The organism is Pseudoalteromonas sp. SR45-6, assembly GCF_014163545.1.
GTDB classification, from domain to species: Bacteria; Pseudomonadota; Gammaproteobacteria; order Enterobacterales; family Alteromonadaceae; genus Pseudoalteromonas; species Pseudoalteromonas rhizosphaerae.
The window spans coordinates 1-25491 of the sequence record NZ_JACJDM010000061.1; the positions used below are offsets into that span (position 1 = coordinate 1).

General features: G+C 39.4%; 23 protein-coding genes and 1 riboswitch. Of the genes, 10 read left to right on the forward strand and 13 right to left on the reverse strand.

Annotation, left to right across the window (positions count from 1 at the left end; all coding sequences use genetic code 11):
• Window positions 1-121 precede the first annotated feature (121 nt).
• Complete coding sequence (locus H5158_RS19295) at window positions 122-886, reverse strand: MCP four helix bundle domain-containing protein (protein ID WP_182740670.1); 765 nt, start codon at window positions 884-886, stop codon at window positions 122-124.
• 845 nt (window positions 887-1731) lie between these two features.
• Here H5158_RS19295 and H5158_RS19300 point away from each other — a divergent pair.
• Window positions 1732-2016: a hypothetical protein gene (locus tag H5158_RS19300; protein WP_182740671.1), complete on the forward strand. Its 285-nt coding sequence runs from the start codon at window positions 1732-1734 to the stop codon at window positions 2014-2016.
• A 72-nt stretch (window positions 2017-2088) separates the two neighbouring features.
• Here H5158_RS19300 and H5158_RS19305 read toward each other — a convergent pair whose 3' ends face one another.
• Entirely contained in the window at window positions 2089-2745 is a 657-nt protein-coding gene (locus tag H5158_RS19305; protein WP_182719128.1) for a nitroreductase family protein, read from the reverse strand.
• Between the two features lie 124 nt (window positions 2746-2869).
• Between H5158_RS19305 and H5158_RS19310 the strand changes: the two genes are divergently transcribed.
• Entirely contained in the window at window positions 2870-3808 is a 939-nt protein-coding gene (locus tag H5158_RS19310) for a LysR family transcriptional regulator (RefSeq protein WP_182740679.1), read from the forward strand.
• A gap of 189 nt (window positions 3809-3997) precedes the next feature.
• On the opposite strand, the gene H5158_RS19315 is transcribed toward H5158_RS19310, so the two are convergent.
• Together H5158_RS19315 and H5158_RS19320 are read right to left on the reverse strand one after the other, a co-directional pair.
• A complete protein-coding gene (locus tag H5158_RS19315; protein ID WP_149982707.1) occupies window positions 3998-7177 on the reverse strand; it encodes an efflux RND transporter permease subunit in 3180 nt (1059 codons plus the stop codon).
• A gap of 3 nt (window positions 7178-7180) precedes the next feature.
• Window positions 7181-8353: an efflux RND transporter periplasmic adaptor subunit gene (locus tag H5158_RS19320; protein ID WP_145242259.1), complete on the reverse strand. Its 1173-nt coding sequence runs from the start codon at window positions 8351-8353 to the stop codon at window positions 7181-7183.
• A gap of 126 nt (window positions 8354-8479) precedes the next feature.
• Between H5158_RS19320 and H5158_RS19325 the strand changes: the two genes are divergently transcribed.
• Window positions 8480-8743, forward strand: a complete 264-nt coding sequence (locus tag H5158_RS19325; protein ID WP_145242261.1) for a YkgJ family cysteine cluster protein — start codon at window positions 8480-8482, stop codon at window positions 8741-8743.
• 44 nt (window positions 8744-8787) lie between these two features.
• Here the strand turns inward: H5158_RS19325 and H5158_RS19330 are convergent, their stop codons facing one another.
• Complete coding sequence (locus H5158_RS19330) at window positions 8788-10644, reverse strand: TonB-dependent siderophore receptor (protein WP_182740672.1); 1857 nt, start codon at window positions 10642-10644, stop codon at window positions 8788-8790.
• A gap of 203 nt (window positions 10645-10847) precedes the next feature.
• Between H5158_RS19330 and H5158_RS19335 the strand changes: the two genes are divergently transcribed.
• Both H5158_RS19335 and H5158_RS19340 read left to right on the forward strand, forming a co-directional pair.
• The gene (locus H5158_RS19335; RefSeq protein WP_182740673.1) at window positions 10848-11360 is read left to right on the forward strand and encodes a peptide-methionine (S)-S-oxide reductase; all 513 of its coding nucleotides are present in this window, start codon (window positions 10848-10850) and stop codon (window positions 11358-11360) included.
• Between the two features lie 77 nt (window positions 11361-11437).
• Entirely contained in the window at window positions 11438-11818 is a 381-nt protein-coding gene (locus H5158_RS19340) for an SMI1/KNR4 family protein (protein ID WP_182719132.1), read from the forward strand.
• 55 nt (window positions 11819-11873) lie between these two features.
• On the opposite strand, the gene H5158_RS19345 is transcribed toward H5158_RS19340, so the two are convergent.
• From H5158_RS19345 to H5158_RS19360, 4 genes are all read right to left on the reverse strand, one after another.
• On the reverse strand, window positions 11874-12419 hold the full coding sequence (locus H5158_RS19345) for a DUF4136 domain-containing protein (RefSeq protein ID WP_182740674.1): 546 nt from the start codon (window positions 12417-12419) through the stop codon (window positions 11874-11876).
• Between the two features lie 169 nt (window positions 12420-12588).
• A complete protein-coding gene (locus H5158_RS19350) occupies window positions 12589-15366 on the reverse strand; it encodes an ATPase (protein WP_182740675.1) in 2778 nt (925 codons plus the stop codon).
• Window positions 15366-15911 (reverse strand): condensin complex protein MksE, encoded by a 546-nt coding sequence (locus tag H5158_RS19355; RefSeq protein ID WP_149982697.1) that lies wholly within the window; start codon window positions 15909-15911, stop codon window positions 15366-15368. Before H5158_RS19355 ends, H5158_RS19350 begins: the two co-directional genes overlap by 1 nt.
• Before the next feature lie 5 nt (window positions 15912-15916).
• Window positions 15917-17197, reverse strand: a complete 1281-nt coding sequence (locus H5158_RS19360; protein ID WP_182740676.1) for a hypothetical protein — start codon at window positions 17195-17197, stop codon at window positions 15917-15919.
• 178 nt (window positions 17198-17375) lie between these two features.
• On the opposite strand from H5158_RS19360, the gene nhaD reads away from it, so the two are divergent.
• Both nhaD and lysC read left to right on the forward strand, forming a co-directional pair.
• Window positions 17376-18623 (forward strand): sodium:proton antiporter NhaD, encoded by a 1248-nt coding sequence (nhaD, locus tag H5158_RS19365; RefSeq protein ID WP_145242276.1) that lies wholly within the window; start codon window positions 17376-17378, stop codon window positions 18621-18623.
• Between the two features lie 114 nt (window positions 18624-18737).
• Window positions 18738-18909, forward strand: a riboswitch (Lysine riboswitch).
• 77 nt (window positions 18910-18986) lie between these two features.
• Window positions 18987-20390 (forward strand): lysine-sensitive aspartokinase 3, encoded by a 1404-nt coding sequence (lysC, locus tag H5158_RS19370; protein WP_149982695.1) that lies wholly within the window; start codon window positions 18987-18989, stop codon window positions 20388-20390.
• Here the strand turns inward: lysC and H5158_RS19375 are convergent.
• Window positions 20367-21110 (reverse strand): 4'-phosphopantetheinyl transferase superfamily protein, encoded by a 744-nt coding sequence (locus H5158_RS19375; RefSeq protein WP_182740677.1) that lies wholly within the window; start codon window positions 21108-21110, stop codon window positions 20367-20369. The two genes, lysC and H5158_RS19375, sit on opposite strands and share 24 nt — an antisense overlap.
• A 153-nt stretch (window positions 21111-21263) precedes the next feature.
• Here H5158_RS19375 and H5158_RS19380 point away from each other — a divergent pair, with 153 nt between their 5' ends.
• The 3 genes from H5158_RS19380 (at window position 21264) to H5158_RS19390 (ending at window position 23613) form a co-directional block, all read left to right on the forward strand.
• Window positions 21264-22586 carry a sodium-dependent transporter gene (locus tag H5158_RS19380; RefSeq protein WP_182719136.1) on the forward strand — a complete coding sequence of 441 codons (1323 nt, stop codon included), beginning with the start codon at window positions 21264-21266 and terminating at the stop codon, window positions 22584-22586.
• 137 nt (window positions 22587-22723) lie between these two features.
• Window positions 22724-23128, forward strand: coding sequence for a biotin/lipoyl-containing protein (locus H5158_RS19385; protein WP_182719137.1), 405 nt, complete (start codon window positions 22724-22726; stop codon window positions 23126-23128).
• Between the two features lie 5 nt (window positions 23129-23133).
• On the forward strand, window positions 23134-23613 hold the full coding sequence (locus H5158_RS19390; protein WP_182740678.1) for a zinc-ribbon domain containing protein: 480 nt from the start codon (window positions 23134-23136) through the stop codon (window positions 23611-23613).
• Window positions 23614-23797: 184 nt separating this feature from the next.
• Here the strand turns inward: H5158_RS19390 and H5158_RS23775 are convergent, their stop codons facing one another.
• From H5158_RS23775 to H5158_RS19405, 3 genes are all read right to left on the reverse strand, one after another.
• Complete coding sequence (locus H5158_RS23775; protein WP_404936191.1) at window positions 23798-24250, reverse strand: tetratricopeptide repeat protein; 453 nt, start codon at window positions 24248-24250, stop codon at window positions 23798-23800.
• A gap of 151 nt (window positions 24251-24401) precedes the next feature.
• The gene (locus H5158_RS19400) at window positions 24402-24668 is read right to left on the reverse strand and encodes a hypothetical protein (protein ID WP_077535649.1); all 267 of its coding nucleotides are present in this window, start codon (window positions 24666-24668) and stop codon (window positions 24402-24404) included.
• A gap of 242 nt (window positions 24669-24910) precedes the next feature.
• Window positions 24911-25291 (reverse strand): hypothetical protein, encoded by a 381-nt coding sequence (locus tag H5158_RS19405; RefSeq protein ID WP_077535648.1) that lies wholly within the window; start codon window positions 25289-25291, stop codon window positions 24911-24913.
• Window positions 25292-25491 lie beyond the last annotated feature (200 nt).

Sequence of the window (25491 nt, forward strand, 5' to 3'; positions counted from 1 at the left end):
TGCGACGGCGAGATTATTTGGAAGGACTAGCCTATTTCGTACAGGTAGTAGTGCAAATCGATTGGAAAAATATGGATGTGAGTGATGTAATTGAAACTTAATAATTATTTTTGGGGATCCCTTAGATGTCAGCTAATGCTTGAAGCATTTCACCTGCTTCATCGCTGTGAGGATCATTAATTCTTTCAGTTAAATCGCCTTTAGCCACGCGTCTTGCAACTGCAACAGCATAACGTAACGGGAGTGTTAAGCTGCGGCTGTAAAAGAAAGCAATAACACTAAGCAACACTAAAGTAATCACAATGCCACTAATAAGTGCCGCTTTTGAATTGAGGTATGTTTGCGTTGCTTCATCATTTATCTGATTAGCTTTAAGAATTTGATATTGAGATAATTTCTCTAATTCAGATATTAACAGCTCAGCAGCGGGCATAAATTTTTTACGTCGAAAAGTTAACGCTTCTTCTTCATTTTGTTGCTCATAAAGTCGAAACAACTTAGTAAATGTTGCTGTAAATTCATCATGCAAATTTATAACGTTATCGAGTTGTCTACGCGCCTCATCTGAACGAACTAAAGCTGCCATGCGTTTTTCTGCACTTTTATAGTCACGTTCTTCTTTGTCTAATTGTCGTTGTATATCATTTCGTTCTTGTTGAGTTTTAGTGTCAGAAATTTCAGTAATCAATAGCTGTGTATGCAGTGAATATCGTTCTAATTCAACCGCTGTTGTGAGTGCAGGAATTCGATGCAGGCTAATGACATCTGATATAGAGTTCAATTGTGATAATTGCATAATGGAAAATACCCCCAGAATCAGAGTAATCAAACCCAAAATCCCAAATGCCAAGGCTGAACGCATGCCTATTTTTATATTTCTGATCATTTTTTACCTATATAAATGTTTTTTATTTGTTGCAGTATTTAATAGCATGCTGCAATAACCGGGTGGATTTGTGTACTGATAACGATCAGTTCTAAATATCATTCAATGATACTTTTAAATGAGTGTGATCTAGTAATGTGGTTGTCATTGATCTATTTAAAACTCTTTAATTAGCCTAAAAAGTAACATTATACAAAAATACTTTTTTAATGCTTTGTAATTAGATTTTACGGGTTTTAGGCTCCATATAAAAATAATTAATATGAGTCGTAACAGCCATATTTAAGACATCTAAATTTGATTTTTATCAAAGTTAATTTTAATTGTACTATTATATAACCATGGTTTGACGTTGTTTCTGTACCTGAATTAAATATAATAATTAACTGAATAAGTTACTTTTCTAAATACATTACTGCTTACAATTTGATTGCAATTCATTACCTTTGTTAAATTAATAGTTTCTTTATTGGTTTTTATTTGATTTCTTTAACAGAATCACTGCTAAAGTAAGTTGCCCATCTATGCTATTGTTATTGCAAGAAAATTTTAGATAAGTTTCCTCAATATAAAACGGTGCATAGTATTGTGTCTGATGTGCATGTTTATTAGTGAAAATTGAACCTATAAGCTTGATTTATATGTGCAAGGTTTGCGGGGAGTTATGGAGGCAAGCCTGTAAAAAGCGGTTTTCTTAGATAAAAATTTTTTACCATTATTTACTAACAGGTTGCGTGGAGCGCATACTTTGTTTAGTAAAGTATTTATAAGATAGTTAGCCAACAATCTATAAATATTAATTTTTATGGTTTCTATATGACAATTAAAAACGAGGATGTTACAAGATGAAATTAGTTACGACTATATGTTTTACTTTGACGATGTTATCAGGCTGTATCGTTGTACCAACTAAGGACATGCCAGCAGTTAATAAATGTGAAATATCTTCTGACCGTAAGACATTGAAAATAATTAATGGCTTTGAGGATACCAATACCTACTATTCAATTAGTGGGATATTATTAGTCCCTATTACAGGCGTTGTATCTGGCGCCTATGTAGCAATAAATAATATATATCATCTTGGCGAAGAAAAAATTGTTTGTGGAGCTGCTAAAGAGAGCACATAGCAGAGGCTATAATGCAAAAAAGCTTGTTAAAGTGAGCCTGTAACAGGCTCTTCTTAACCGGTAATGTAAAACTTAAACCACTTGAATAATTTGATCTTGACTCAAACGTGATTTTGGAAGCTTAGCATTATAGTCGGTTTGTGTTTCGTGATAACCAATGACAAGTGCGACTTCACAAATATAACCATCTAACTCATCCGCAAAAAGTTCACTAATTAGCTCGCTATCTACGCCTTCCATTGGTGTTGAATCAATACCTAAGCGCGCAACAGCATGCATAGTATTACCAAGTGCAAGGTAAGTTTGTGTTTTGGTCCATGCGGCATTATTGCCAGATGCGTCAGTATTTAAGTCAACAAATGCGTATGCGCCAAAGGCTTGCTCGCGATTTTCTGCTGGCGTACGGCCATTGGCGATATCAGTGTCAATCACTTTTGCATAATCTTCTCTGGTGTATTTCGGGTTGTAAGCAAACAAAATAATGTGTGATGCAGTTTTAATATGCGGCTGATTAAATTGAAACTTGTTAGCGAAAGTATCATGCATACGTTGTTTTGCTTGCTCAGACTCAATAACAATGAATTTCCATGGCTGCGAATTAATTGATGACGGAGATAAACGCATGGCTTGATAGATCACAGCTAAATCTTCTGCCGATACACGTTTAGTTGCATCATATTTTTTTGCTGTGTAACGCGCTTCTAAGTCGGTAATAATCGGGTGTGTCATAATTGGTTCCTGTAGCGAATAGCTTTATTTAATCAAAGCCGTTGAATGAGGCAGATGATAGCGCTTGCATTACTTTTGATAAACAGCATAATTATTGAATCATTATCAAATATATTTAGATAATATGCAGATTGACGATTTAAAACTTATTTTGAAAGTCGCTGAATTTAAAAGTATTACCCTTGCAGCGGCAAAACTTGATATGCGTACAGCAACCGCCAGTGCTGCTATCAAACGGGTGGAATCAACATTAGGTGTAGACCTATTTGTGCGTACAACACGTCATCTAAGGCTTTCTGCCGCAGGGGAGCGCTATATCCCACAGTGTGAGCAAGCAATAGCGATACTTGAGCAAGCTCGGCAGAACCTAAAAGGCGAACATGATGAGATTGAAGGTGAGTTAAGGGTTGCATTATCTTCTGATCTTGGCCGTAATTTAGTTATCCCTTGGATTGATGAAATTATGGATAGTTACCCGAAGGTGAGCCTGCGCACACATATTAGTGATAGTAACGTGGATTTCTACCGAGATTCGGTGGATATAGCACTGCGTTATGGCTCGCCAACTGATGCCAATGTTTACGGGTTTAAAATTTGTAATATTCCACGTTTATTATGCGCCTCACCTGACTATATAAAACGTTATGGTGCGCCTATGTATCCAGATGATTTAGCACAGCATCCAGGGTTATTTTATCAACTGCAAGATATTATCAATAATGTTTGGGAATTTACCAATGGGCAAAAAAAATACAAAGTAAAAATGCAAGGCAAGCGTGCCTCAAATGATGGTGATTTAGTCAGGCGCTGGTGTGTTGCTGGCAAAGGGCTTGCCGTAAAATCGGCATTAGATATTGCTGATGATCTACTTCACGATAGGGTAGTTACAGTGATGAATAATTACCAGCATACCTGTGGTGAGCTGTGGTTAATTTGTCCAAGCCGTCAATCAATAACGCCTGCAGTGCGTTTATTGCGTGATGTATGCAGAGAAAAAGCACGTACGATGATAAGCCAACTAATTGATAAAGGTATACTTGAACCTAGTGTTCTGGAAAATTAATTACCTAACACACTCTGCAATAAAATCAGTCAATTCAACATCAAAAGGGATTGACTATTTTTTTGCAGAGGCATTTTTATTTATATTTTCTACGATTTCGTTTAAAGATAATTCCTTCAACGTTTTTTGATTCAAATAAAAAAGCCCGAACTGTATACAGCTCGGGCTAGTTGGTTGGGATATCAAATTTTATAAAGGTGAGCGGTTTATTATAGTATTCACTTTGCTATGAATTGATTCACCATCTACCAGTGCTTCTTTTCCACGCCATTTACGAATTAATCGTTTAGCATCTTCTAGTGCGACATATTGACATGGGATCAAGATCAGCGTGATCACCGTGGCAAATAACACACCAAAGGCCAATGATACTGCCATTGGGATGACAATTTTAGCTTGTAAGCTGGTTTCCATAATGATTGGTAACACGCCAATAAAGGTAGTGATTGAGGTGAGCATAATCGCTCTAAAACGACGTGCACCAGCTTGCATTACTGCGTCTTTTATTGCTACGCCATCAGCACGTGCTTTATTAACAAAGTCCACCATTACTAATGAATCGTTCACAACAACACCGGCTACAGCAATGATCCCGAAAATTGATAAGCCACTCATTGTCATGCCTAAAATCATATGGCCAAACATGGCACCAATAACCCCAAATGGGATCACTGACATAATAATCAATGGTTGTGAGTATGAGCGTAGTGGGATTGCCAATAACGCGAAGATAATCATCATTGAAAGTGCAAAATCACGCACTTGCTCAGCAACGCTATCCATTTCTTCTTGAATACGTCCAGCAACACTACTTTGTACACCTGGGTAGTTCTTTAGTAGTGCCGGTAAGTACTCATCACGTATTTCTTCAGCAATGGCAAAAGGTTCAACTTGGTCGGTATCAACTGCTGCCCATACGTTAACAGTACGCTTTGAGTTTTCGCGGCGAATACGGTTTACACCATCAACCAGTTTTACATCGGCAATTTCAGCCAAAGGTACTTCTGCGCCACTAGGTGTAATGATACGAGCACTGGCGATATCGCTGATCGAGTTACGAGCTTCTTCAGGGTAGCGGATCATTACTTTCACTTCCTCGCCGTCACGTAGAATACGCTGTGCTTCAAGGCCGTAGTAACTAAAGCTGACTTGTGAGGCAACATCGGCAAGGGTTAAACCCATGCTGTACGCCAGTGGTTTTAAGTCAAGCTGTACTTCATCTGTAGCGCTTTGCATTGAGTCATTTACATCACCCACACCTTCCATGGTGTTGAGTTTTTCTTTAAGTTTTGCTGCTACTTCTTTTAGTTGTTTGGCATCCTTTCCTTCTAGGCGGAAGCTCACATCACCGTCGTCTCGACCACCATTCATAATACTGTCTTGAATGGTTAGTGTTTTCACGCCCGGTAAAGGAGGCATTTGTTCACGCCATAGTGCGCTCAATGCAAAGGTATCGATAGGGCGTAACTCAGGATCAATTAATACCGCCATAATACTGGCATCGGTACGTCCACGTAAGCTAACGGAAAGATCGCGTACCATAGCTGTGCCATATTGCTCTTTAAGTTGTTTATCAACATTGATAATAACTTGCTCTATTTTTTGCGCGGTTTCTAGGGTTGCTTGTTCAGACGATGCTAAGTTCATTTCGACTGAGATACGTGGAAAGTCATGAGGAATTTTAGGGTTCGCTACAAACTTCACTAAACCACCGGCAAACATCCCAGCACTGACAATTAATACACAAATAAAACCAATAATTACGGTATAACGATAATGAATACAATGGCCAATAAATGGCGTGTAATAGTTATCAACAAACCGTTTTAAACCGCCATCCATCACTTTACGGAGGCGATGTAATGGGTTTTTCGGATTTGGTTCTCGGTGTTTCATTGCTGCTATGTGGGCTGGTAAAATAAGTTTTGATTCAATCAGAGAGAAAATCAAACACAGGATAATAACCCCGCCAATGGCTTTTGAAAACGCAGCACCAGGGCCACTTGCTAAAGTTTGCGGTAAAAAAGCAGCGATGGTAGTTAAGACACCGAAGGTGGCAGGCATTGCGACGCGCTTAACACCACGTACTACGTTATCAAGAGAGTGGCCATGTTTTTCAATTTCAGCACTGGCTGATTCACCTACGACGATGGCGTCATCAACCACAATACCTAGCACTAATATAAAGGCAAATAGTGATGCTAAGTTGATGGTGACATCTAAAAAGCCCATCGGCATCATTAAAAACGCGCCAAGGAATGACACAGGTAAACCCATCATCACCCAAAATGCTAAGCGTAGGGGTAAAAATAGCGCAAGTACCACCATAACCAATAGACCACCCCACACCATGTTGTCGATCATCATGTCTAATCGACCCTCTAGGTAGTAGGTTAAATCGACAATCGGCGTGAGTTTAACACCCGCTGGAAGTTGACCTGCTTTATCATTAAGGTATTGCTTAAGAACTTTTGCAACTTTGGTAATATCTTGATCTTTTGAGGCATTTACTTCAAACGACAAGGAATTTTTACCATTGTATTTAGAGTATTGTAAGCCTTCTGCAAAGCCATCGTTAATGGTTGCTACATCGCCTAAATACACTTGTGCACCATCTGGTAGTAATATCAATGGCAGTTTGGCAAATTCATCCCCTCGGTAAGCTTGTTTTTCAACCCGCATCGAAATATAGCCGTTTTCAGAGCGAATCTGACCTGCAGACATATTGGCTGAAAAAGCACGCACTGCATTCGCAATGTCTCTAAAAGTTAAACCATACTCACGAAGTTTATCAGGGCTAACTTCAATACCAATTTCATAATCAAGGCCACCATTAAATTCAACTAAGTTAATTTGTGGCAGTGCTTGCAGTTCGTCTTTGATATTGTTGCCAAGTTCTTTGAGCTGATAATTGCTCATGTCACCGTATAAGGCGAGGATCATTACTTCTTGCTCAAACTTATCATGGCGCACAATAGGACGCTCCATGTCTGCAGGGAAGGTGTTGATTGCATCAACCTGCATTTTTACTTCATCGAGCACTTCTTTAGTATCATATTTTTCTTCAATTTCGATCCACGCTTGAGAATAACCGCGGTTTGAATAAGTAATCTTCCGTTTAATACCCTCTAGGCCTTCGAGAGCTTCTTCTACCTTGATGGTGATGCCTTCTTCTACTTCTTGTGGGGCAGCACCTGGGTAGACAGCTTGGACGCTGATCCAGTTATTTTCAAATTGTGGGAACATTTGTTTGCGAATAGAAAACGCGGTTAAAATACCACCCACTAAAATAAAAATCATTAATAGGTTTGCTGCAACAGGGTTGCGAGCAAACCAGGCAATTAAGCCTTTTTCGCTATGGATGGTCATGCTCTATTCCTCTTTCAGTGCAAGTTGAGTTGCAGCTGCAGGTTTATCAGAGTCATTTAGCTTTACTTGCATGCCTTCGGTTGGGAAATCTAAAGCCGAGGTGATCAATTGCTCACCATCATTTAAGCCTTGTGAAGCGATGACCATGCCATTTTGCTCTCTAATAATATTAAGAGGTTTGAACGAAAGAGTTAAATCATCATTCATTACCACTATTTTACCGTTTTTCACTAAGTGATGAGGAACGATAATCGCATTATCAAGCTCGCGGCCAGAAATGGTCGCATTGATATAAGAGCCAAAGCGCAGCGGTTGCTCACTGGCATAAGGTGTATTTACTTGCGCCACTAAATAGCTCATACGACTTTTTTGATCAATAACACCTTCGCTGCGGACAATTTTTGCCTGCCAAGTAGTTGGCTTACCAGCATAGTCTGCACTGAGTGTTACATTCGCGCCGATACCGCTATCGATTAGGTATTGTAATTCTTTATCTGCCACAGGAAGGCGAATTTCAGCCACTAAGGTTGAACTGAGAGCGCCAAATTGGCTTCCAGGATTAACTACGCTGCCTAAACTAATTGCACGTTCAGAAATAATCGCATCATAAGGCGCTTTTATGTATGTGCGCTCTAAATTACGTTTTGCACGTTTTTCAGACGCCTGTGCTGCACGGTAACGCGCTAGTTTTTCGGCTAATTGTGGTTTGCGTAAATATAATTGAGATGGGATCATTTGATTTGAATCGTCTTTTATTCGATCCCACTCTGCCTGTGCTACATGAGCTTGCGCTCGTTCAATTTCTAGATCAGAGCTGGCTTGCGCCATGCCTGCTTGGGCTTCAATTAACGCTGCTTCATAATCATTTGGATCTATTCGTGCTAGAATATCGCCTTGTTTGACAAATCCACCTTGCACAAATTGCTCAGAGACAAATACCACTTGACCGCTTACTTGCGCAACCAGTGGGGTGTGATCTTTTGCTTTTACTACACCATAGGATTTTACGTCTAGCGTAATTGCATCAAGGTGAACTGCGCTAACTGATACCAGAGGGCGTGTATCTTGTGCTGGCTTTTCTTCTGGCGGTTGTTTCATTGCTGAAAACGCAACCGCAAGACCTACACCGGCGACTAATACGGCAATAGGTAGAATTATTTGTTTTTTAGTAGCCACTGGGCTTTCCTCATAATTAGGTGACACAGCAATTATAATGAATAAAGTGTTTACAAGGCGTATTAAGATGTAACAAGTCATTACACAATTAACAAATTAGCGAAATAGATTACAAAAGGGGCAAAGATGAATACATCACCAATGGCGTGTCGACTCGGGTGTGGGGCTTGTTGTATCGCACCAAGTATTAGCTCACCAATTCCGGGGATGCCTAATGGCAAAAAAGCAGGAGAGCGCTGTATTCAGTTAGATAACAACAATTTATGTAAGTTATTTGGTGATGAAAGGCGGCCAAAAGTATGCAGTGATTTTAGTGCGACGATTGATGTGTGTGGAACAACGAATGCGCAAGCGCTGCAATTAATTACCGAGCTTGAACAAATGACATAAAAAAACCGCATCTTAAAAATGCGGTTTTTATACATATTTTTTATTTACCAGCTATAAGTTGCAGTTAGTGTGTATTGCTCACCGCGCCCAGGTGTGCCTGGAATTTCCTCAAATGATTCATCCCAAAGGTTATCTGCTGCTAAGGTAATAAAGAAGTTTTGCAGTATCGGTGGCGTTACTTTTAACGTCAGCTGAGTAAACAAGGCTTCATCATCAGAGCGTCGCAGCGCATTTTTATGCTGTTTACGCCATTCATTATCAATCCGAAACTCTAATATATCCGTCGGGCTCCATACAGCACCAAGAGTTAAACGGTGATCAGGGAAGTTTAAGGCATAAAAGCTTGCATCGACATCTGGCGAGCCATAGGTTTCTGATTTATGGAGGTAGGTGTAACTGGCTATAATTTCAGTATTTTCAAATTGCTTAGTGGCTAAAAATTCAAGGCCAGCGGTATCAATATCAACCGGTTCGGCAAAACGCGCTGAGGTTGAATCAAAGCTAAATGTCCAGTCAGTTAAGTTATTATCTTGGCGGTAAAAAATAGCCGAATTAAGCTGCCAACTTTGTTGTTCTAGTAATAAACCCAGTTCTAAGTTTTTGGTGGTTTCACGCTCAAGGTTATAATTACTTCTAAACAATCCACCAGAGTCATTGCCACCAATAGCAGTATAACCTGCAACTTGACTGGCCTCAGCGTAGGATAAATAAAATGTCCGCTCAGTGGCGTTACTATTAATTGTATTGAATGTGATATCACCTATCAGCGATAATTGTGAGTCATCGCGGTTGGTATCATCGAAGGCTGCGCCTAAACGCACTGTTAGCTGCTGATTGTTCTCAAGAGCCATAGTGTATTCTGGCAATACACTGATTTTATAATAGTTACGCGAAGTAAAGTTATTCTCAAGCGTGGTTGATTCAATGGAATCTTCAATAAATTGTGCTGAGTAGTTTAGTGAGAACACATCGTTTTGAGCATGTCGCCCGGAGATGGCGAATGATTTAACTTCTGTTTCGTGAAAAGCTTCAAACGCGCTTGGGTTTTCACGAGAGTAAATATAATGGTCGTTATTTTTTCGATAATAAGCTGATACTTCAAACTCACTGTTTGTTGCATAACTTTGTTTATGGTTAAGCATTAACAGTTGCGTTTCTAAGTCTTCAGTTTCATTCACGCCAAATGGGGTATAGAGGTTCGGCCAGCCAAAAAATTTCTCTTGTGAGCCAAAAAATAAATCAGTTTGTGAATCTGCACTCGTTAATTGCACACGAGCAGTAGCGCGATTAAAATCATGATCGCCAAAATCAATTGAGCCATCGCTTTGTGAATGAGAATATTCCCCTTCAAAACCTAGGCGCCAATCGGCGATTGTATCTAAAGGGATACTTTTACCAGCATGAACACTCTGTAAATTAAAGTCGTTAGTGCCGACTCCTGCAGATACACTGCCACCAGTCGTAATTGGCTTCCAACCAAACGACACACTACCTACTGAGCTATTTACACCGTAAAGTGCATTATCAGCACCGGTCAATACACTTGCGCCAGTGAGCATTTGCGGTGCAATAGGAATTTCTGCAAAATAATGGCCTGATTGCGGATCGAGTAAAGTAGCACTGCCGACTCTAAAACCGGTGTTTTCAAAGATACCGCCACGAATAGTAACATCAGCTTGTGCTTCTGCCATGTTACGCGATTGCAAATCAACACGAGGGTCATACTCTAAATTTGATATAGGTGAGTCAAAGGTACCTACTGGTAACGTATTTGCTGTAGGGGATGCCTCGATTGTTATTTGCTCAATGGTTGTCGATTCTTCAGAGTCATCTGCCGCATAAGCAACACTGGATATGCTGGCAAGTACTGCGGGTATAATAAGGTGCGAGGTACGGTTCATGTTGTTTTTCTCATATTCTTTATGTGCGATTGCGCTAAAAATTAAAGTCGTAACACTTTTTTATAGCGTGATAAAATAGCAAAATTAAACAGTCACGATTTTTGGCGCTATTGTACATTAATTCGAAAAAACTGCATTTGATGATCATTCTTAAAATGAAAGCATTACACTGTCTTTGCTTGTTAAATATATTAGGTCCCTCTATGAATGAAAAACAACCAGCTAACTTTTATGCTCGCCAGCAAACTATTTATTTTGCGGGAGGGTGTTTGTGGGGCGTGCAAGAGTTTATGAAGCACTTACCCGGAGTAGTTATTACAGAAGCAGGGCGGGCTAATGGTACAAGTGATAATACACAAAGTGAGTACGATGGTTATGCAGAGTGTGTCAAAGTCATTTTTGATACTGATGCTGTCACGGTTAATAAACTAATTGATTATTTCTTTGAAATTATTGACCCATACAGTATTAATAAGCAAGGTGATGATGTGGGTGAAAAATACCGCACGGCTATTTATAGTGAAGAGCAAAGTCACTTAACGTTAGCAAGCGATTATATCAGCCAACGAGATGATGCCGACAAAATAGCTGTACAGGTTAAACCGCTAACAAATTATGTCCCCAGTGATGCTGAGCACCAAGACCGACTAACTAATCATCCAGATGATTACTGCCATATACCGCTAGATTTACTGCATAAATATAAGGCGGATTAGCATTTACTAATTTAATAAACCTGCATAGTTTAACTTTCATAAAAAATGCTATGTATAATTAATTATAAGAAGGACTTATGAATCTAGTAGAAATGTTGAAAGATCATTCTAGTGTAGTTGGCCAAGGCCAAGCAAGAAAAAAAGTTTATGATCTAGAAGCAAGATTAAATATTGATTTACCAAAAGATTTTTTTGATTACCTGGTAAACTTAAATTATGCAGAAATATTTGATGAGCCTATTTATGGGATTAACCCTGAGATAAAACGTTTAGATATTTACGAACAAAATAAGCACACTGAACATTTTAGATATGGGTTTCTTATGGTCTTTTCAAACGATATAGATGGTACTATTTATATTAGACCCGATACAAGCAATGTATACAATGCTAGCTTTACTAGTCCTATAGCCAATTCGTTCACAGAATTTGTGGCGAATGTGCTAAAAGAGGCATAAGACTTACAAAAAAGCTCACTAAATAGTGAGCTTTTTTGAATGCTAATTTAAAGTGTTATTTTAGTTTTTCTGGTGGAAAACCACTTAAAATTGTTGCAACGGCTTCTTGTACTGCTTTGTTACGCTCTTCAGGTGTTTGTTTCTTCTGAAGGCGACCTTCACGAGCACCACGCCAAACAAGCTGGTTAGAGGCACGGTCAACAACATCAATCACTAAAGTGCCCACATCAAATTCATGGGTTGTTGTTTGCGTGTTATAACCCATGCCCCAGTAGTTCCAACGTGCACCGTAACCTACATTAAATGTATCAACGTCAACTTTAGTATCAACAGAGGCATGATAGTTAATTAATACATCTGCTGATGCTTCATCGGCAGGTGTCATACCGTTTGCTTGTAATTGTGCATTTACCGCTTCACGCACACGTTTTTCCATCAATGGACTGATTTGATAGTTACCAGCGTCAGCCAAGGTCGCTTGTGGAAACCAAGCAAATGTTTTGTAGTTACCAAAGTCCACAGATTTGTCGTAGTCAATATCAGGCGTTTTTGCACACGCTGCTAGTAGTAATACAGCAGCTGCAATTAGTATATTTTTCATGGAGTTTGCTCCTTGGCAAATTTAATTACTATTCGTTTGATAACATAACATAGAATTAATTCAAGGAAATGTTATTTTTTACCTGTAATTTGTGTACATGATAAGTACTAATTAGTTTAGTCGTCCTTGACTGAATGATGCATTAATTTACACAAACGTGGCTATTGTCTTATTCATGCTCTACTTCTATCCAATCCTTTTCATCTACCCAGTTCTGGGCGCCGTCTTTAACGGAGCGAATTGGCACAATATAATCACAGCTAATTTGTGGTTTCACCGAGGCAAATATTGGCACAAAGCCAAAGCTGAGTGCGGTTTCTATAATTGCTTTTTGATTTTGCGGATCGATATCGGCCGCTTCATCAATATAAATCGGGATGCGGTATAAGTTTTGCTCTTGGTCGCTTAATAAGTAGCGGATAAACAACATACCGCATAATAATTTTATGGTGATACGCGTACCGTTTGAGCCAGCCGAATCAATTTTTTCAAAATGCTCGGTTTCGCCTGCACGGTTTACTACTTCAAAGCGAATATCAAATAAGTCAGTAAGGGTTAAACCGGCTTTATCAGAGGCAAGTTTAATTAAGTGATCTTTTGCTTCGTTGACAGCACTTTCACTGTAGGGTTCTTGGCTGAGTAAATCCAGCGTATCACCTTGTTCAAACTGATTTGAGGTACTGATTATGGTATCAATACTATCAACCAACATTTTGCGTGGTATCACGTTAATTTTAAATGCTTGTAAGTTTGAAATACGATGCTGACTAATGCCTTTATTGAAGCTGTTCATTTCACGGCGCAGTCTGTCTAAATCTTCACGCAGTCCCTTAATCGTCGCGGCTACTTCTGTGAGTGCAACCCGGGCTTGGCGTTCAACCGCATCACGTTCGTTATCAATATTATGGAACGCGGCAATCAATTTCTGGTATTTACTAAACTCGTCATTTTCGTTATCAAATTTGGTAATACCGGCATTGTAAATATGCAAATAGGTATTACGAACGTTGATATCAAAATTACGCAGCTCTTGGCAATCTTTATTAAAGTGATGAACTAAGTCACTGAGATTATCAAAGTCAATTTGCACATCAATCATATACGGGGTGACTTTACCGCTATATAAATCCAGCGTGTGGTCAATTCGTTCAGATTTCACTTGGCGTAGGCGCTCGGCTTGGCGTGAAATTAAATCTTTTTTCGATTTAATAATCGAGCGTCGATCACTAATTGAACCGCTGTTATTTTGAATATCTTGTAAGTAGCTATCAACTTGCTCGCGTTCAGCCAATAATTGCTCTTTTAAGAGTGTTTGTGCATCAATAGATTGCAGCATAACCTGGAATTGTTCAAAGCGTTTAAGTGCGCTTTCTGCTGCCATGAGTTCATCGTATAAGGCATCTTTTTCTTTTTGTTTGTCGGCCACATTGGCGGCCACATCACGCTGTTGCTTAAATTCATTGAGTGACTGTTCTAGGGCGCTGAGTTGCGCAGTAAGTTGCTCTTTATTTTCACCGCTTTGCATCTGCACCGGTGAGAGTTTTTTCAGCTTGATGGTCGCGCCTGGCAGGGTAAGCACGCCGCCTTTCACGTTATCTGATAATTGCTCTAAAAATGCACCAAAGGCATCTTCATCAGTGATATCTATATCACCATTACTGGTGGTGGCAAATGACAGAATGTCAGGGTTTAGAATACGCGAGATCTCTTCAACTTCTTTAAGTGATAAATCCTCGCGCATACGGGTAAATAAATTAAACTCAAGATTTTTAAGCTGTAGCTTTAAGCTTTTGATCTGCTTTTGTGTTTCACTAATACGGTAATCAAGAGTATGCAGGCTTTGCCCTTGTGCACTGTTGATAGAATGCGATAGTGACTCGTAATCTTGCTTTAATTGACCAAGGCTTACTTTTAAGGTTGCCATGTTAACCAATTCAAATTCAGATTTTAGAGCACCAAAGTCTAAAAACCATTGCTCTATTTGTGTTTGCCTGCGTTCAATATCGCGCGATTGTTGTACATAAAGTTGTTGTTTTTGTTCAAACTCGTGCTTTTCGTGTTCAATGTCTTCAAGGGCAACATTAAGCTCGCTCAATTGCGCCTCTTGGTAGCTATCAAAATCGATTAATGCTTGGTCAATTTTGGGGGCGTATGCGGCTAATTTACCTTTGAGTACGGTTTGGTTTTCAAGCATTGATTCAAGGGCGCAGATAGGCTCTTGCATCGACTCGAGTGCTTTTAGCTCACGTTTTGCGCGGTTTACTTTATCAAAGGAGCGACGCCATACTTCATAAAAATCGACCTTTGAGTTTGACATGTGGCGTTCAAATACGCGTAACATAAAGCGCTTTACGTCGGCAGCGCCTAATTTATGCAGGTTCAAAATACGGCGGAAAATTTCTTTATAAATTGCCGAATCTTGCACGTTGTTAAGCGGGATCATCTTTAAGTTAATGTCGCCATCAAATGGCGTGGCACCACCCGTTAATAGTGCGTTGAGCTCTTGCGCTTTAAGCTCAATAGGGTTAAAGCCTTGCTCTTTTAAATGATTAAACAGTTTAGTGAACTTAATGATGGTTTTACCTTGAGTATACTGCTCAAGATCAAGCTTGCCTTGGTAACAAAAAAACTGATGTGCGTAACCGGCAATTTTACCAAGCCCAGCTACACCAATCACCACCGGGCCATGGGGTAGGTCGGCTTCGAGTAAAATATAGGATTGATCTGACGAAAAATAAAATTTACGGGTTTCGTCTAAATCATGACCGTCCCATTCTGTTAGGCGTAAATCATTAATAAGCGGAAATTGCAGAGCATTGATCACCGAGCTTTTACCGGTGTTATTTGGTGCACAAATTGAGCTGCTTTTATCAAGCGGGATCACACATTTGGCATAACCGGCGGTGTTTAATAATGCCAGCTTACTGAGGCCGTATAGGTTTTTCATTATTCGTCCTCTCCAATATAGGTTTCTTCGTTTACTTCCATTAAGGCATCAATATAACGGTAGATAGGTGCTTGCAGCATAAAGCCGCCTTCTACTTCACGGGCAAGGCCAAGTCGAATCATGCGTAAGTACACGTCTTTACGTAGGTCTGATCCTGAAAAAATTTCGAGTTGATCAAATAAGTGCTTGTTCATTTGCACTAAAGTTTGCATCAGTTCTAAATCATTCACTTCATCAAATAAGGCACGCATTGGGTCTTTACCTGAGTTTGCATAGTGCTCAATTAAGATATAAATGGTTAAGGCAATCGCGCGGGAAATTTTCCCCATATTGGGTGTACTTTCATCACTGGCAAAGTAATAAAAACCACGGCTGTCATGTTGTAAATCGTGGCCAAGGGCGCTGAATAATGCGCGGTAATGATCAATTTGTTGATCAAGCTCTTGCCACATTACGGTGTCTTGTTCGCTAATGTGATAGCCGGTGACTAATTTTTTATTAATTGCTTGTAGATGACTAAGTTCATCTAAATTTATCTGTGTCATAACGGTTACTCATCCACTGTTGGTGTTTGCTGAGAGTCAACAGGCTTAGAATTAAAAGGGAAAAGAGAAAAATGTTGCCCGGCAATTTTTACGCGCATTTTTTCATCGCTTTGATTGATTTCAATATCGGTGTCACTTACCAGCTTTTGATATAAAAACAGCATTTCGTCGGCTTCAAGGTCGGGGTAGCTTTGCTCTAAAAAGGTCAATAATGGTTGTGGCTTTTTACGTTTAGCATTGAAGCGTTTTTTAAAGTTTGCTTTAACATTATTGTAATCTGGAATATTTGGCGTAACAAAAGCAGGCACATCTTGTTGATCAGGAAGTTCGTATTCACTGTGTTCAAACTCAACAAGTGCAGCCATATAAGCGACCATATGGCGCTGTTGCCCCAATGAGAATCGCTGCGTGTCAGAGACAAAATGTGGTTGTACGGCGCTGAGCATATTATCAACGCCATTTTTACGTACTAAACCAAGTACTTTAGCTGCTTGACGAGTGATCATATTATTACGGCGCAACTCTTCACGCAGTGGCATTAGCATATCGGCACTTTTACGCAGGCTTTCGCGACCAACTAAATGCATTTCTAAAATTCGGGTACGTAATCGTTCAAGCATGCGTTTATCTTGATAAGCTTTACCGCTGCGTTCAATATATTCGATTTGCGTACTGATTTGTGTTTCGATGGTATTAAAACAAGCATGAAAATCGCCACGAATATCAACCATTTCAAGCATTGGTTCAATGTATTCATCAAACGCTTCAATCACCGCTTGATAACGCTTTTGTAATGATTGCACCGCATTATTAGCTTTTGCTTGTTCTACAATATTTAAAATGGCATTTTCGTTGTGGGCAAATAGTTTCATTATTTTACGCACCCGATCATCCATAATGCGGCTAAAACGGCGCATCTCGTCGTAGTCTTCAATACTACCGGCATTGTCTAAACGGTTACCCAAACGGGCTAAATCTTCAACCAGCACGCTAATTTCTTGCGCCAAGCCTAAATGTTCTTCCTGCAATAAAAAAGTGGCAAAATCTGCAATTGCACGGTTAATTTCAAGTTGTGACGATTTAGCCAAGGGAATAATAATATCTTGGTTTAAAAGGCGGTTGGTTTCTTTGTAAATGCGCTCATTTGACCACGTAGGTTGTTTTTGTTTGATCGCATTTTGCACGTCTTTTAGGCTGAAATCAGCCATTTTAAAACGTTTAAATAGCAGCTCTAACATTCCCCAGTGCTCTGTTAGGGTATTTAGCAACTTTTTAGCTGGGATCATAAAACTCCAAAAATCCTAATTTATCTTGTAAAGCCGGCTTGTTAGGCCTCAGCGATTAGTCGTAGAAAAGCAAATTGACAATAGTTTTACACATTCTTTGGTGCTAGACTGCGCGCCGTGTCGTCCTGCGGCTCATAACATACAATTTTTACATTTTTATAAAGGTTGTTCAAACACCATGGTAACTGCAATTATCCTAACCCTGATAACGCTAGCATTCGTGCTCATCGTTATAGAGGATATTATCCATGTAAACAAGGCCAAAACCACGCTTTTCTTTGGTACTTTATGCTGGATTATCTTATTTATCTCGCCGCTTCACGGGCAAAGCCCCGAAAACGTACAACATCAACTTGACCACAATATTTTAGAGATTGCCACACTGTGGTTGTTTTTAATGGCTGCAATGACCTTTGTAGCCTATTTGAACTCCAAAGGTTTTATCCAAAATATTGTGCATAAGATAATGCCCAGTGCTATTAGCGAACGCAAACTGATGTTTTTGATTGGCGGGTTCTCCTTCTTATTTTCGTCGATTTCAGACAATATCACAGCCACATTAATTTCCCTTGCGGTGGTTATGTCGTTAAAACTCGATCCGAAAAAGCTAATTAAATACGCTACGCTTATCATCTTTAGTGTGAACTCGGGCGGAGTGTCGTTAATTACCGGTGATGTTACTACCTTGATGATTTTCCTTGATGACAAAGTTACCATTGGTCACTTGCTATTGTTGGTTGTGCCTGCGTTATTTAGCGTGGCGCTATTGGCCATTATGCTGTCATTTGGGCTCAACGGCCAAGTTGAGTTTACCAAACAAGAGGACCGTCGCATTGAGAAAACAGATATCACTATTGCAGTGATTTTCTTATCAACGATTGTCGGGACATTAACGTTAAGCGTGCTTTATCATGTGCCGCCTTTGTTAACTTTCTTATTTGGTTTGTCGTTGATGTTTTTAGTAGCGCAATTTTTAATGCGCAAAAAAGATGTGAATAAAAAAATCATCGATTATATTCGCGAAATAGAATACGACACCTTGCTGTTCTTCGTTGGCGTATTATTACTTGTAGGCGCCCTGAAAGAAGTCGGTATGCTCAGTAAGTTCACTCACCTTTACGAGTTAATGCCAGCACAATACGCTAATTATTTAATGGGTATATTATCAGCTGCGGTTGACAACGTACCACTAACGGCTGCGTTACTTAAAGCTGAAATAGTGATGAGTCCACAACAATGGTTGTCGTTTACGTATGCAACTGGGGTGGGGGGGTCCATGCTTATTATTGGCTCGGCTGCCGGTATTATCGCTATGAGTAAAGTAAAAGCGCTTACCTTTATGAGTTATTTACGTATGTCGGTGTATTTATTAATCGCTTATACAATTGGTTATATGGGATCGTATTTAGCAGGTAGTTTTATTTAATTGCTTTTATTATTTAAAACAACTTGACAGCTAGACGTCTAAACGATAACTTTCAAAGCCCGCTTAATAGCGGGTTTTGTTATTTAATTGCTAATAATTTACGTAATTAATCTAACATTCAGAAGAGGTGCGGTACTTAGGTACTTAATGTTAGGCGACGTATGCCTGTAATCATTAAGGAGGGAAGTACTCGCCGAGGAAAGCAACTGGACGTCACAGTGGTTTTTCGGTTTATGGGGCTGAATCCTCAAAACTGTCACCAATTAGGTGGAGAGCTTCTGGCAGTGGACTTTTCTTATCGAGCACCCCCTTGCCAAGTTCTTCTTGTTTTATCGTGGTATGAATGCCACAAAAGGAGACGACATGAATACCCAATTAGCTGCAACTAACTTGCAACAGTCAGCACAAAATCAAAAATCAGACTACGTAGTCGCAAAGTTCGGTGGCACCAGTGTGGCTAACTTTGAAGCGATGAGCCGTTGCAGTGAAATTATTGTAGCCGATAACAACGTACGAGTAGTGGCCGTAAGTGCCAGCGCAGGAGTGACTAATCACCTTGTGACCTTATGTAAAAAAGATTTATCAGCAGATGAGCGCAATGAGAACATTGCTGGCGTTATTGCTATTCAAGAAGCTATTTTAAATGAGCTGTCATTGGATGCTGATTTAGCTCATGGCTTTGATGAAACCATTAAAGCTTTTAAGTCACTTGCCAGTGAGCCACTAAAATCAAAGCAACAACATGATGAGTTATTGAGCTTTGGTGAGCGTTTATCATCCTATTTATTTACTCAGGTACTGCGTTTAAATGGCTTAAATGCGGTGCGTTTTGATGTGCGACAGGTATTAAAAACCGACAGCCAGTTTTCTAAAGCAACCCCAGATGTAGCTGCAACAGCAATGGCCGCAAAAGAGCATTTAATTCCGTTATTAGCTGAACAGGTTATTGTAACTCAAGGCTTTATAGGCAGTGACGCGCATGGTCAAACTACCACACTTGGTCGTGGTGGTTCAGATTACAGTGCGGCATTACTGGCCGAAGCTATAAACGCTAAAAGCGTGCACATTTGGACTGATGTCGTGGGCATTTTTAGCACCGATCCGCGCTTATGTGCTAAGGCTACGCCGATTGCGCGTTTAAGTTTTGATGAAGCGGCCGAAATGGCTACCTTTGGGGCGAAAGTATTACATCCGGCAACTATCTTACCTGCGAGCCGCAGCCATATTAGTGTGTTTGTTGGTTCTAGCCGTGAGCCTGAACGTGGTGGTACCTGGATCGAACGTGAGAAATCACAAATCCCCGGAATTCGTGCTGTCACGCAGCGTAAAAATCAAATATTGTTAACCTTAAAAAGCCCCGAAATGCTTTTGGCTAGTGGTTTTTTAGCCCACGTGTTTACAATTTTAAGTGAGTTTAATATCTCGGTTGATTTGGTAACTACCTCAGAGATAAGTGTTGCAATTACTTTAGATAATGCGCCAAATGCCTCGCGTCCTGAGCTTGATCAAGAATGCCTTGATAAGTTAGCGGAGTTTTGCCACGTGTCGGTTGAGAACAACTTAACCTTAGTGGCATTAATTGGTTCACAAATTCAATTACGTCAGCAAGAAATTAACTTAATGAATGTATTAAGCGATTTTAATATTCGCTTAATTTGTCATGGCGCAAGTAAACATAACCTGTGCTTTTTAGTGGAGCAGAGCGAGTCAGACTTTGTTGTGCAAGCGATCCACAGCCGTTTATTAGAAGTTCAAAACGCCGCGTAATTGGGCGGTAGAATTTACCACAGAGCACTGCCAGACAGTGCTCTTGTCACTTACCACACTGATATCAAACTCATGATATTGACAACTCAGCGCTGTTAAATTTGCTCGCTCAAGTTCAGTAAATACATTGGGGCTGAGTAATTTTGCAATTGGTTGGCTGGTGGCTTTGGCAAGTGCTTCTTTTAAGGTCCATATTCTAAAAAATCGTTCTGCGCTTTGCTGATCTTGCGTTATTAAATTTACCTCATCAAGATGATAAAAATGCTTAGCGAGCTTTGCAAATGGGCGCTTCAGGTTTATTTTTTCAATATCAAAACCAAATTCAATTCGTTCTACATTTAATGCAGCACCGACAAAACCATTAGAGTGGGATAAACAACTACGCAATACAGTGTCACTGTCAGTTATATGTAGCAGTAATTTACTGCTTTGCTGGTCAAATTCAGAGCTAATATGGTTATTTGCTAGATCACGAAATTGTGGCATCGTTTGTTTTACCAAATACTTAAGCAGTAGCCGAGTGGCTAAATATTCTTGCTTGGCTTTGTAACTTTTTCTACGGGTGATCACCGTCAGTTCAAATGGGCTTAATAGTGCGTTTAAATCGAATTCATCAACATTTAACTGCTGGGCATCAAATAATAAAATAGTATTCGCATTGAATGGCTGCACGCTGTGTTTGGTGATAACGAGTTGCTGTTGAAAAAATAATGCAGGCATAAAATCCACAATTAAAGTGATAAAAGAACAAACATGTTTATATTTTGTGCGGTTGTGCGCTGGTTAATTAAGCCAAGGCAAATTTATTACTCTGTGAGAGTTAAATATGGTTTAATTCACAATAATGAAAAATAATAACAGATTTGTAGATGTATGGCACAATTGCGTGATGGTTTTCAAAGCCGCCTTGGCTTTGTTTTAGCAGCTTCTGGCGCTGCAGTTGGATTAGGTAATATTTGGGGATTTCCCACGCAAGCGGCAAATCATGGCGGCGGCGCGTTTTTACTAGTCTATTTTATAGTTATCTTTTTTTTAGCCTTGCCAGCTTTATACACTGAGTTGTACTTAGGCCATAAAGCGCAAGCTAATCCGGTTAAAGCACTTAGACAAGCATGGCAAGAGCAAGCACCGCAAGTAGGCGCTGCTGCTGGTTATTTAGGTTTAGCCGGTGCGATTGTGATGCTGAGCTTTTACTCAATTGTTGCAGGTTGGATGCTTGCTTATGCCCTTGAACCCATTGCTAGCTTTTTTGGATTTACCACCGTCAGTACGTTTTTGCACACGGATTCGATGGCGCGTAATTTTGTATTTACACCACTGATGCTGATCCTCACTGCGAGTATTATTCTCAAAGGTGTTAAATCTGGCATAGAAACATGGTCGCGACGGTTAATGCCGATGCTATTGGTGTTACTCGTTGTGCTAATTGCTTATATAGCCACGCTTGATGGCGCAAGTGAAGGCTTTGCTGCGTATTTAGTGCCAGACTTTAGCCAAATACTCGACCCAGGTTTAATTATTGCGGCAATGGGACAGGCGTTCTTTTCACTGTCACTGGGTGTCGGTTGTATGATGATTTATGGCTCGTACTTGCAGCCTGATGCTAATTTGCCGCGGTTAACCGCGTCGGTAGCGTTACTTGATACAGGGGTTGCCTTTTTAGCGGGTTTATTAATTATTCCTGCAATTTACGTGGCGCAGCACAATGGCGTGCAAGTATTTAGTGATGGAAAATTAGTGGGAGAAGGGCAACTAATTTTCGCAATTCTACCGCAGTTATTTAATACTATGGGCGAAATTGGCTTATTGGTTGGTTTACTGTTTTTTGTACTTATGTCGATTGCATCGCTCACATCGACTATTTCATCCACTGAAATTCCAGTGGCTTTTTTAGTTGAAAACCATCAAGTAGAGCGTAAAAAAGCGACGTTTTTAGTGAGCTTAACGGTTTTAGCCGCGTCATCGTTGATTATTTTCAATTTTGATTGGCTATTTGGTTTAGTGATCATGGTACTGACTCAGTATCAATTACCGCTTATGGGCTTATTTTACTTTATCACTGTAGGGTGGTTGTGGCGCCGTGGTAATCAATTAAATGAGGCTGCAAGTGGCATGCGTTATTGGTTTGCTCAGTACATACGTTATGTGTGTCCGATACTGATGACCGCCGTGTTCGCTAATGTCGCGTTTGGTTGATAATTTAGCTTTCAGTTTTTTAGTTTTAATTGTTAATATATAGTGTTGTACCAATCGTTTTAAGTTACTGACCATTTATAGCGACAGATAAATGGTTAAATATTTAAGTCGATTGGTATTATATCCAGGGAGGAATTATGAACATAGATGTTAAAGTCCCCACGCTTCCAGACTCAATAAACACAGCAGATATCGCTAAACTTTATGTTAGTGAAGGCCAACTCGTTTATGCCGGTGATGTGTTATTTGATGTTGAAACTGAAAAAGTTGTTTTAGAAATAATGGCCGACTGCAGTGGCATTATTGAGAATATAACGATTGCAAATGGCGACCATGTTAATCCTGAACAGGTTGTAATGACTTTGCAGCAGCTTGCAGACAGCGAACTGCCAGCAAGACCAACAGCTCAACAGCCTCAACCGCGAGTAAACGACTCAGAAAATGACGTTATTGTTTCTCCTTGGTTGAGTAAACTAAATAAAAGTTTAATTATTGCTCTAGCAGTCGGCGCTTTAGCCATCCTTTTTGTGCTGGGTAAATAGCTAAGATGACCAATTATGTAAACCACCCAAGATATGGCAGCGAGCCAATCCTCTCTGGTAATAGTTATACAAAGCAAGAAATCGAGAATGCCTTTTGGTGGTATAAAAGTGTTCGCTACTTTCCTGAGACGGCAATCCCCGCAGTTATCGAAAAACAATGTGACAGTTTATATCCAAGGCAACTCTATGTTGATATAGAAGAGCAATGTGTCGATTGTCATAGAGCGTTTATATTTTTTGCTAAAGAGCAGCAATATTGGTTTGAAGAATTAAAGTTTTGGATTGATGCACATGCGATCAAGTGCTTTGAATGCAGAAAGAAAAGCCGTGCAATAAACCAGTTGCAAATTATCTATGCAAACTTAATCATTAAAGAGCATATAACGCTTGAGGAAACTCAATTGCTCAAGTCCAGCGCGAAGCAACTTTTTGAGTCAGGAGTTATTAAGAAGATTAATAAAGTGAATGCTATCCGTAAAATGTAAGTAGACGTACTTAAGAGACCTATGTGATTACATCTTAACTTGATTTGTCAGAACCGATAAATAGGACTCAATCAAGTCTGACTGTCACAGATGTGCCATATGCGGACATTGAAGCCGACTTAATAATACTGATAACTACGTATTGTAAATCTGCTCGAATTGCCACTAGTAAATGTGTTTCGTTTTACCAAGTTCTGTCTAAATCCTGAGCGTATAAAGAAATAGCTCGTTGATATTCTTTAATAGCATTACTATTCGTCGTGGATACTAAAAGTTCGAGCAGCAACTTTGTTGCTTCTTTGTGACGACCTATGTTGTAAAGGCACATGGCATAGAAAGGTTGGATTTCAATGCAACTAGGATACTCACTGATCGTTTGCTCGAAATAGCTTAGGGCCTCTGAATACATACCAAGGCTTCGATAGTTAATTGCCAGTCCAAACAAAGCATCGAATCTTTCAATGGATGATAAAGGACCTGTAAGAGATGTCAGATAATGCTCAACCGCTTCTTTCTCTTTACCTTGATTGTCGTACGACCAAGCAATTTGTAAGTGAGCTTTAGCAGAATATGTCTCATTATCTAGTAGCGTTTCAAGTAACGCTATTGACTCATGATGTTTGCCTCTTTTCGCAATTGAATTGCTTGTTTTATTATACTTTCCATAATCTCCTCAAAGCTAATAACATCTTAATAAAGTACATTACACAAAATAGCTATCCACCTTAAACACTAAAACCAAGGGACAGGAAAAATGTGACAAAAACTGATTCAACTCTACAAGTTCGTCATAACCGCCAAGTTTCTTGTGTTTTTTCACCACGCACTATCTGATAAATAGCTATGTTTTTCTCAATCAAAAGTGACACCAAATCTGGTACGCACTGAATAGGCATTATCAGTTCATAACCAAACTCTAATTTGGTTATATTCTTCGAATGATAATGACCTAGAAATGAGCTAATGATTGTAAGAGCTTCGCCCTTCCACTCACCAACCTCAAAGTAGAATTTATACATATCCTCGCTATAGTCTTTTGGTGTATCACTTGTCATCTATTGTCTCTTATTTTTTACAATTCGTTTTTGGTATCAGCTCTTAAAACAGTTAACTACAATCCATTATTAATCAACTAGAGTGAATTGCATCCACACAGTAATTTAAAATCTCAAATACGGGTTAATAACCTTTATTTGAGGTTGATTTAGGTAAAATTTATATATGTCTGTGTATGTATAACAGTAAAGTACTTTCCAATTGATAAGTGGTACAGCTAAACTATCAGGGGTGGTTAAAGTTAATACTTTTCAAATGGCTTAGCAAACACTTGATATTCATCTGAATAAACTATTTTTCCAGGTCTTTCTGTTCTGATTTTTTCAACTACGATACCTTTACTTTCTAGCAATACAACAAATTCTCTAACCTTAGAAATATGTTTTTTGGCCGATATTTTGAACCAACTTATGAAAATATCAGCTTTTCTAAGTTTTTGAGCATTCAAATAATCCAATGGCGATTCTAGGTGGTTGTTAAACCACTCCATAATGCTCTCTGCTTGTTCCAACTCATAATCCAAAAATTTATTATCATCTTTCATATACCTAACAGCAAGAAATAGACCTAGACGCTGATTTGACTCATGACAAAATTCGTTAATTACAAAGCGGATATACATATTACATTCCACAAAACTTTTATTGCAGAGCAAATCATTACTCCAGTCCCTTTTCTAAGGTTAATTTTTAAAGACATTACGTTAACTTGAAGGTGCACTATATCGATTTGAAAGCTCGACATACCATTCTCTAGTCTTTTCTGGAAGTTCATGATGACTGAAAGGTTCGCTCGTTTGAAGTAGCCACTTCAAGCTACCAA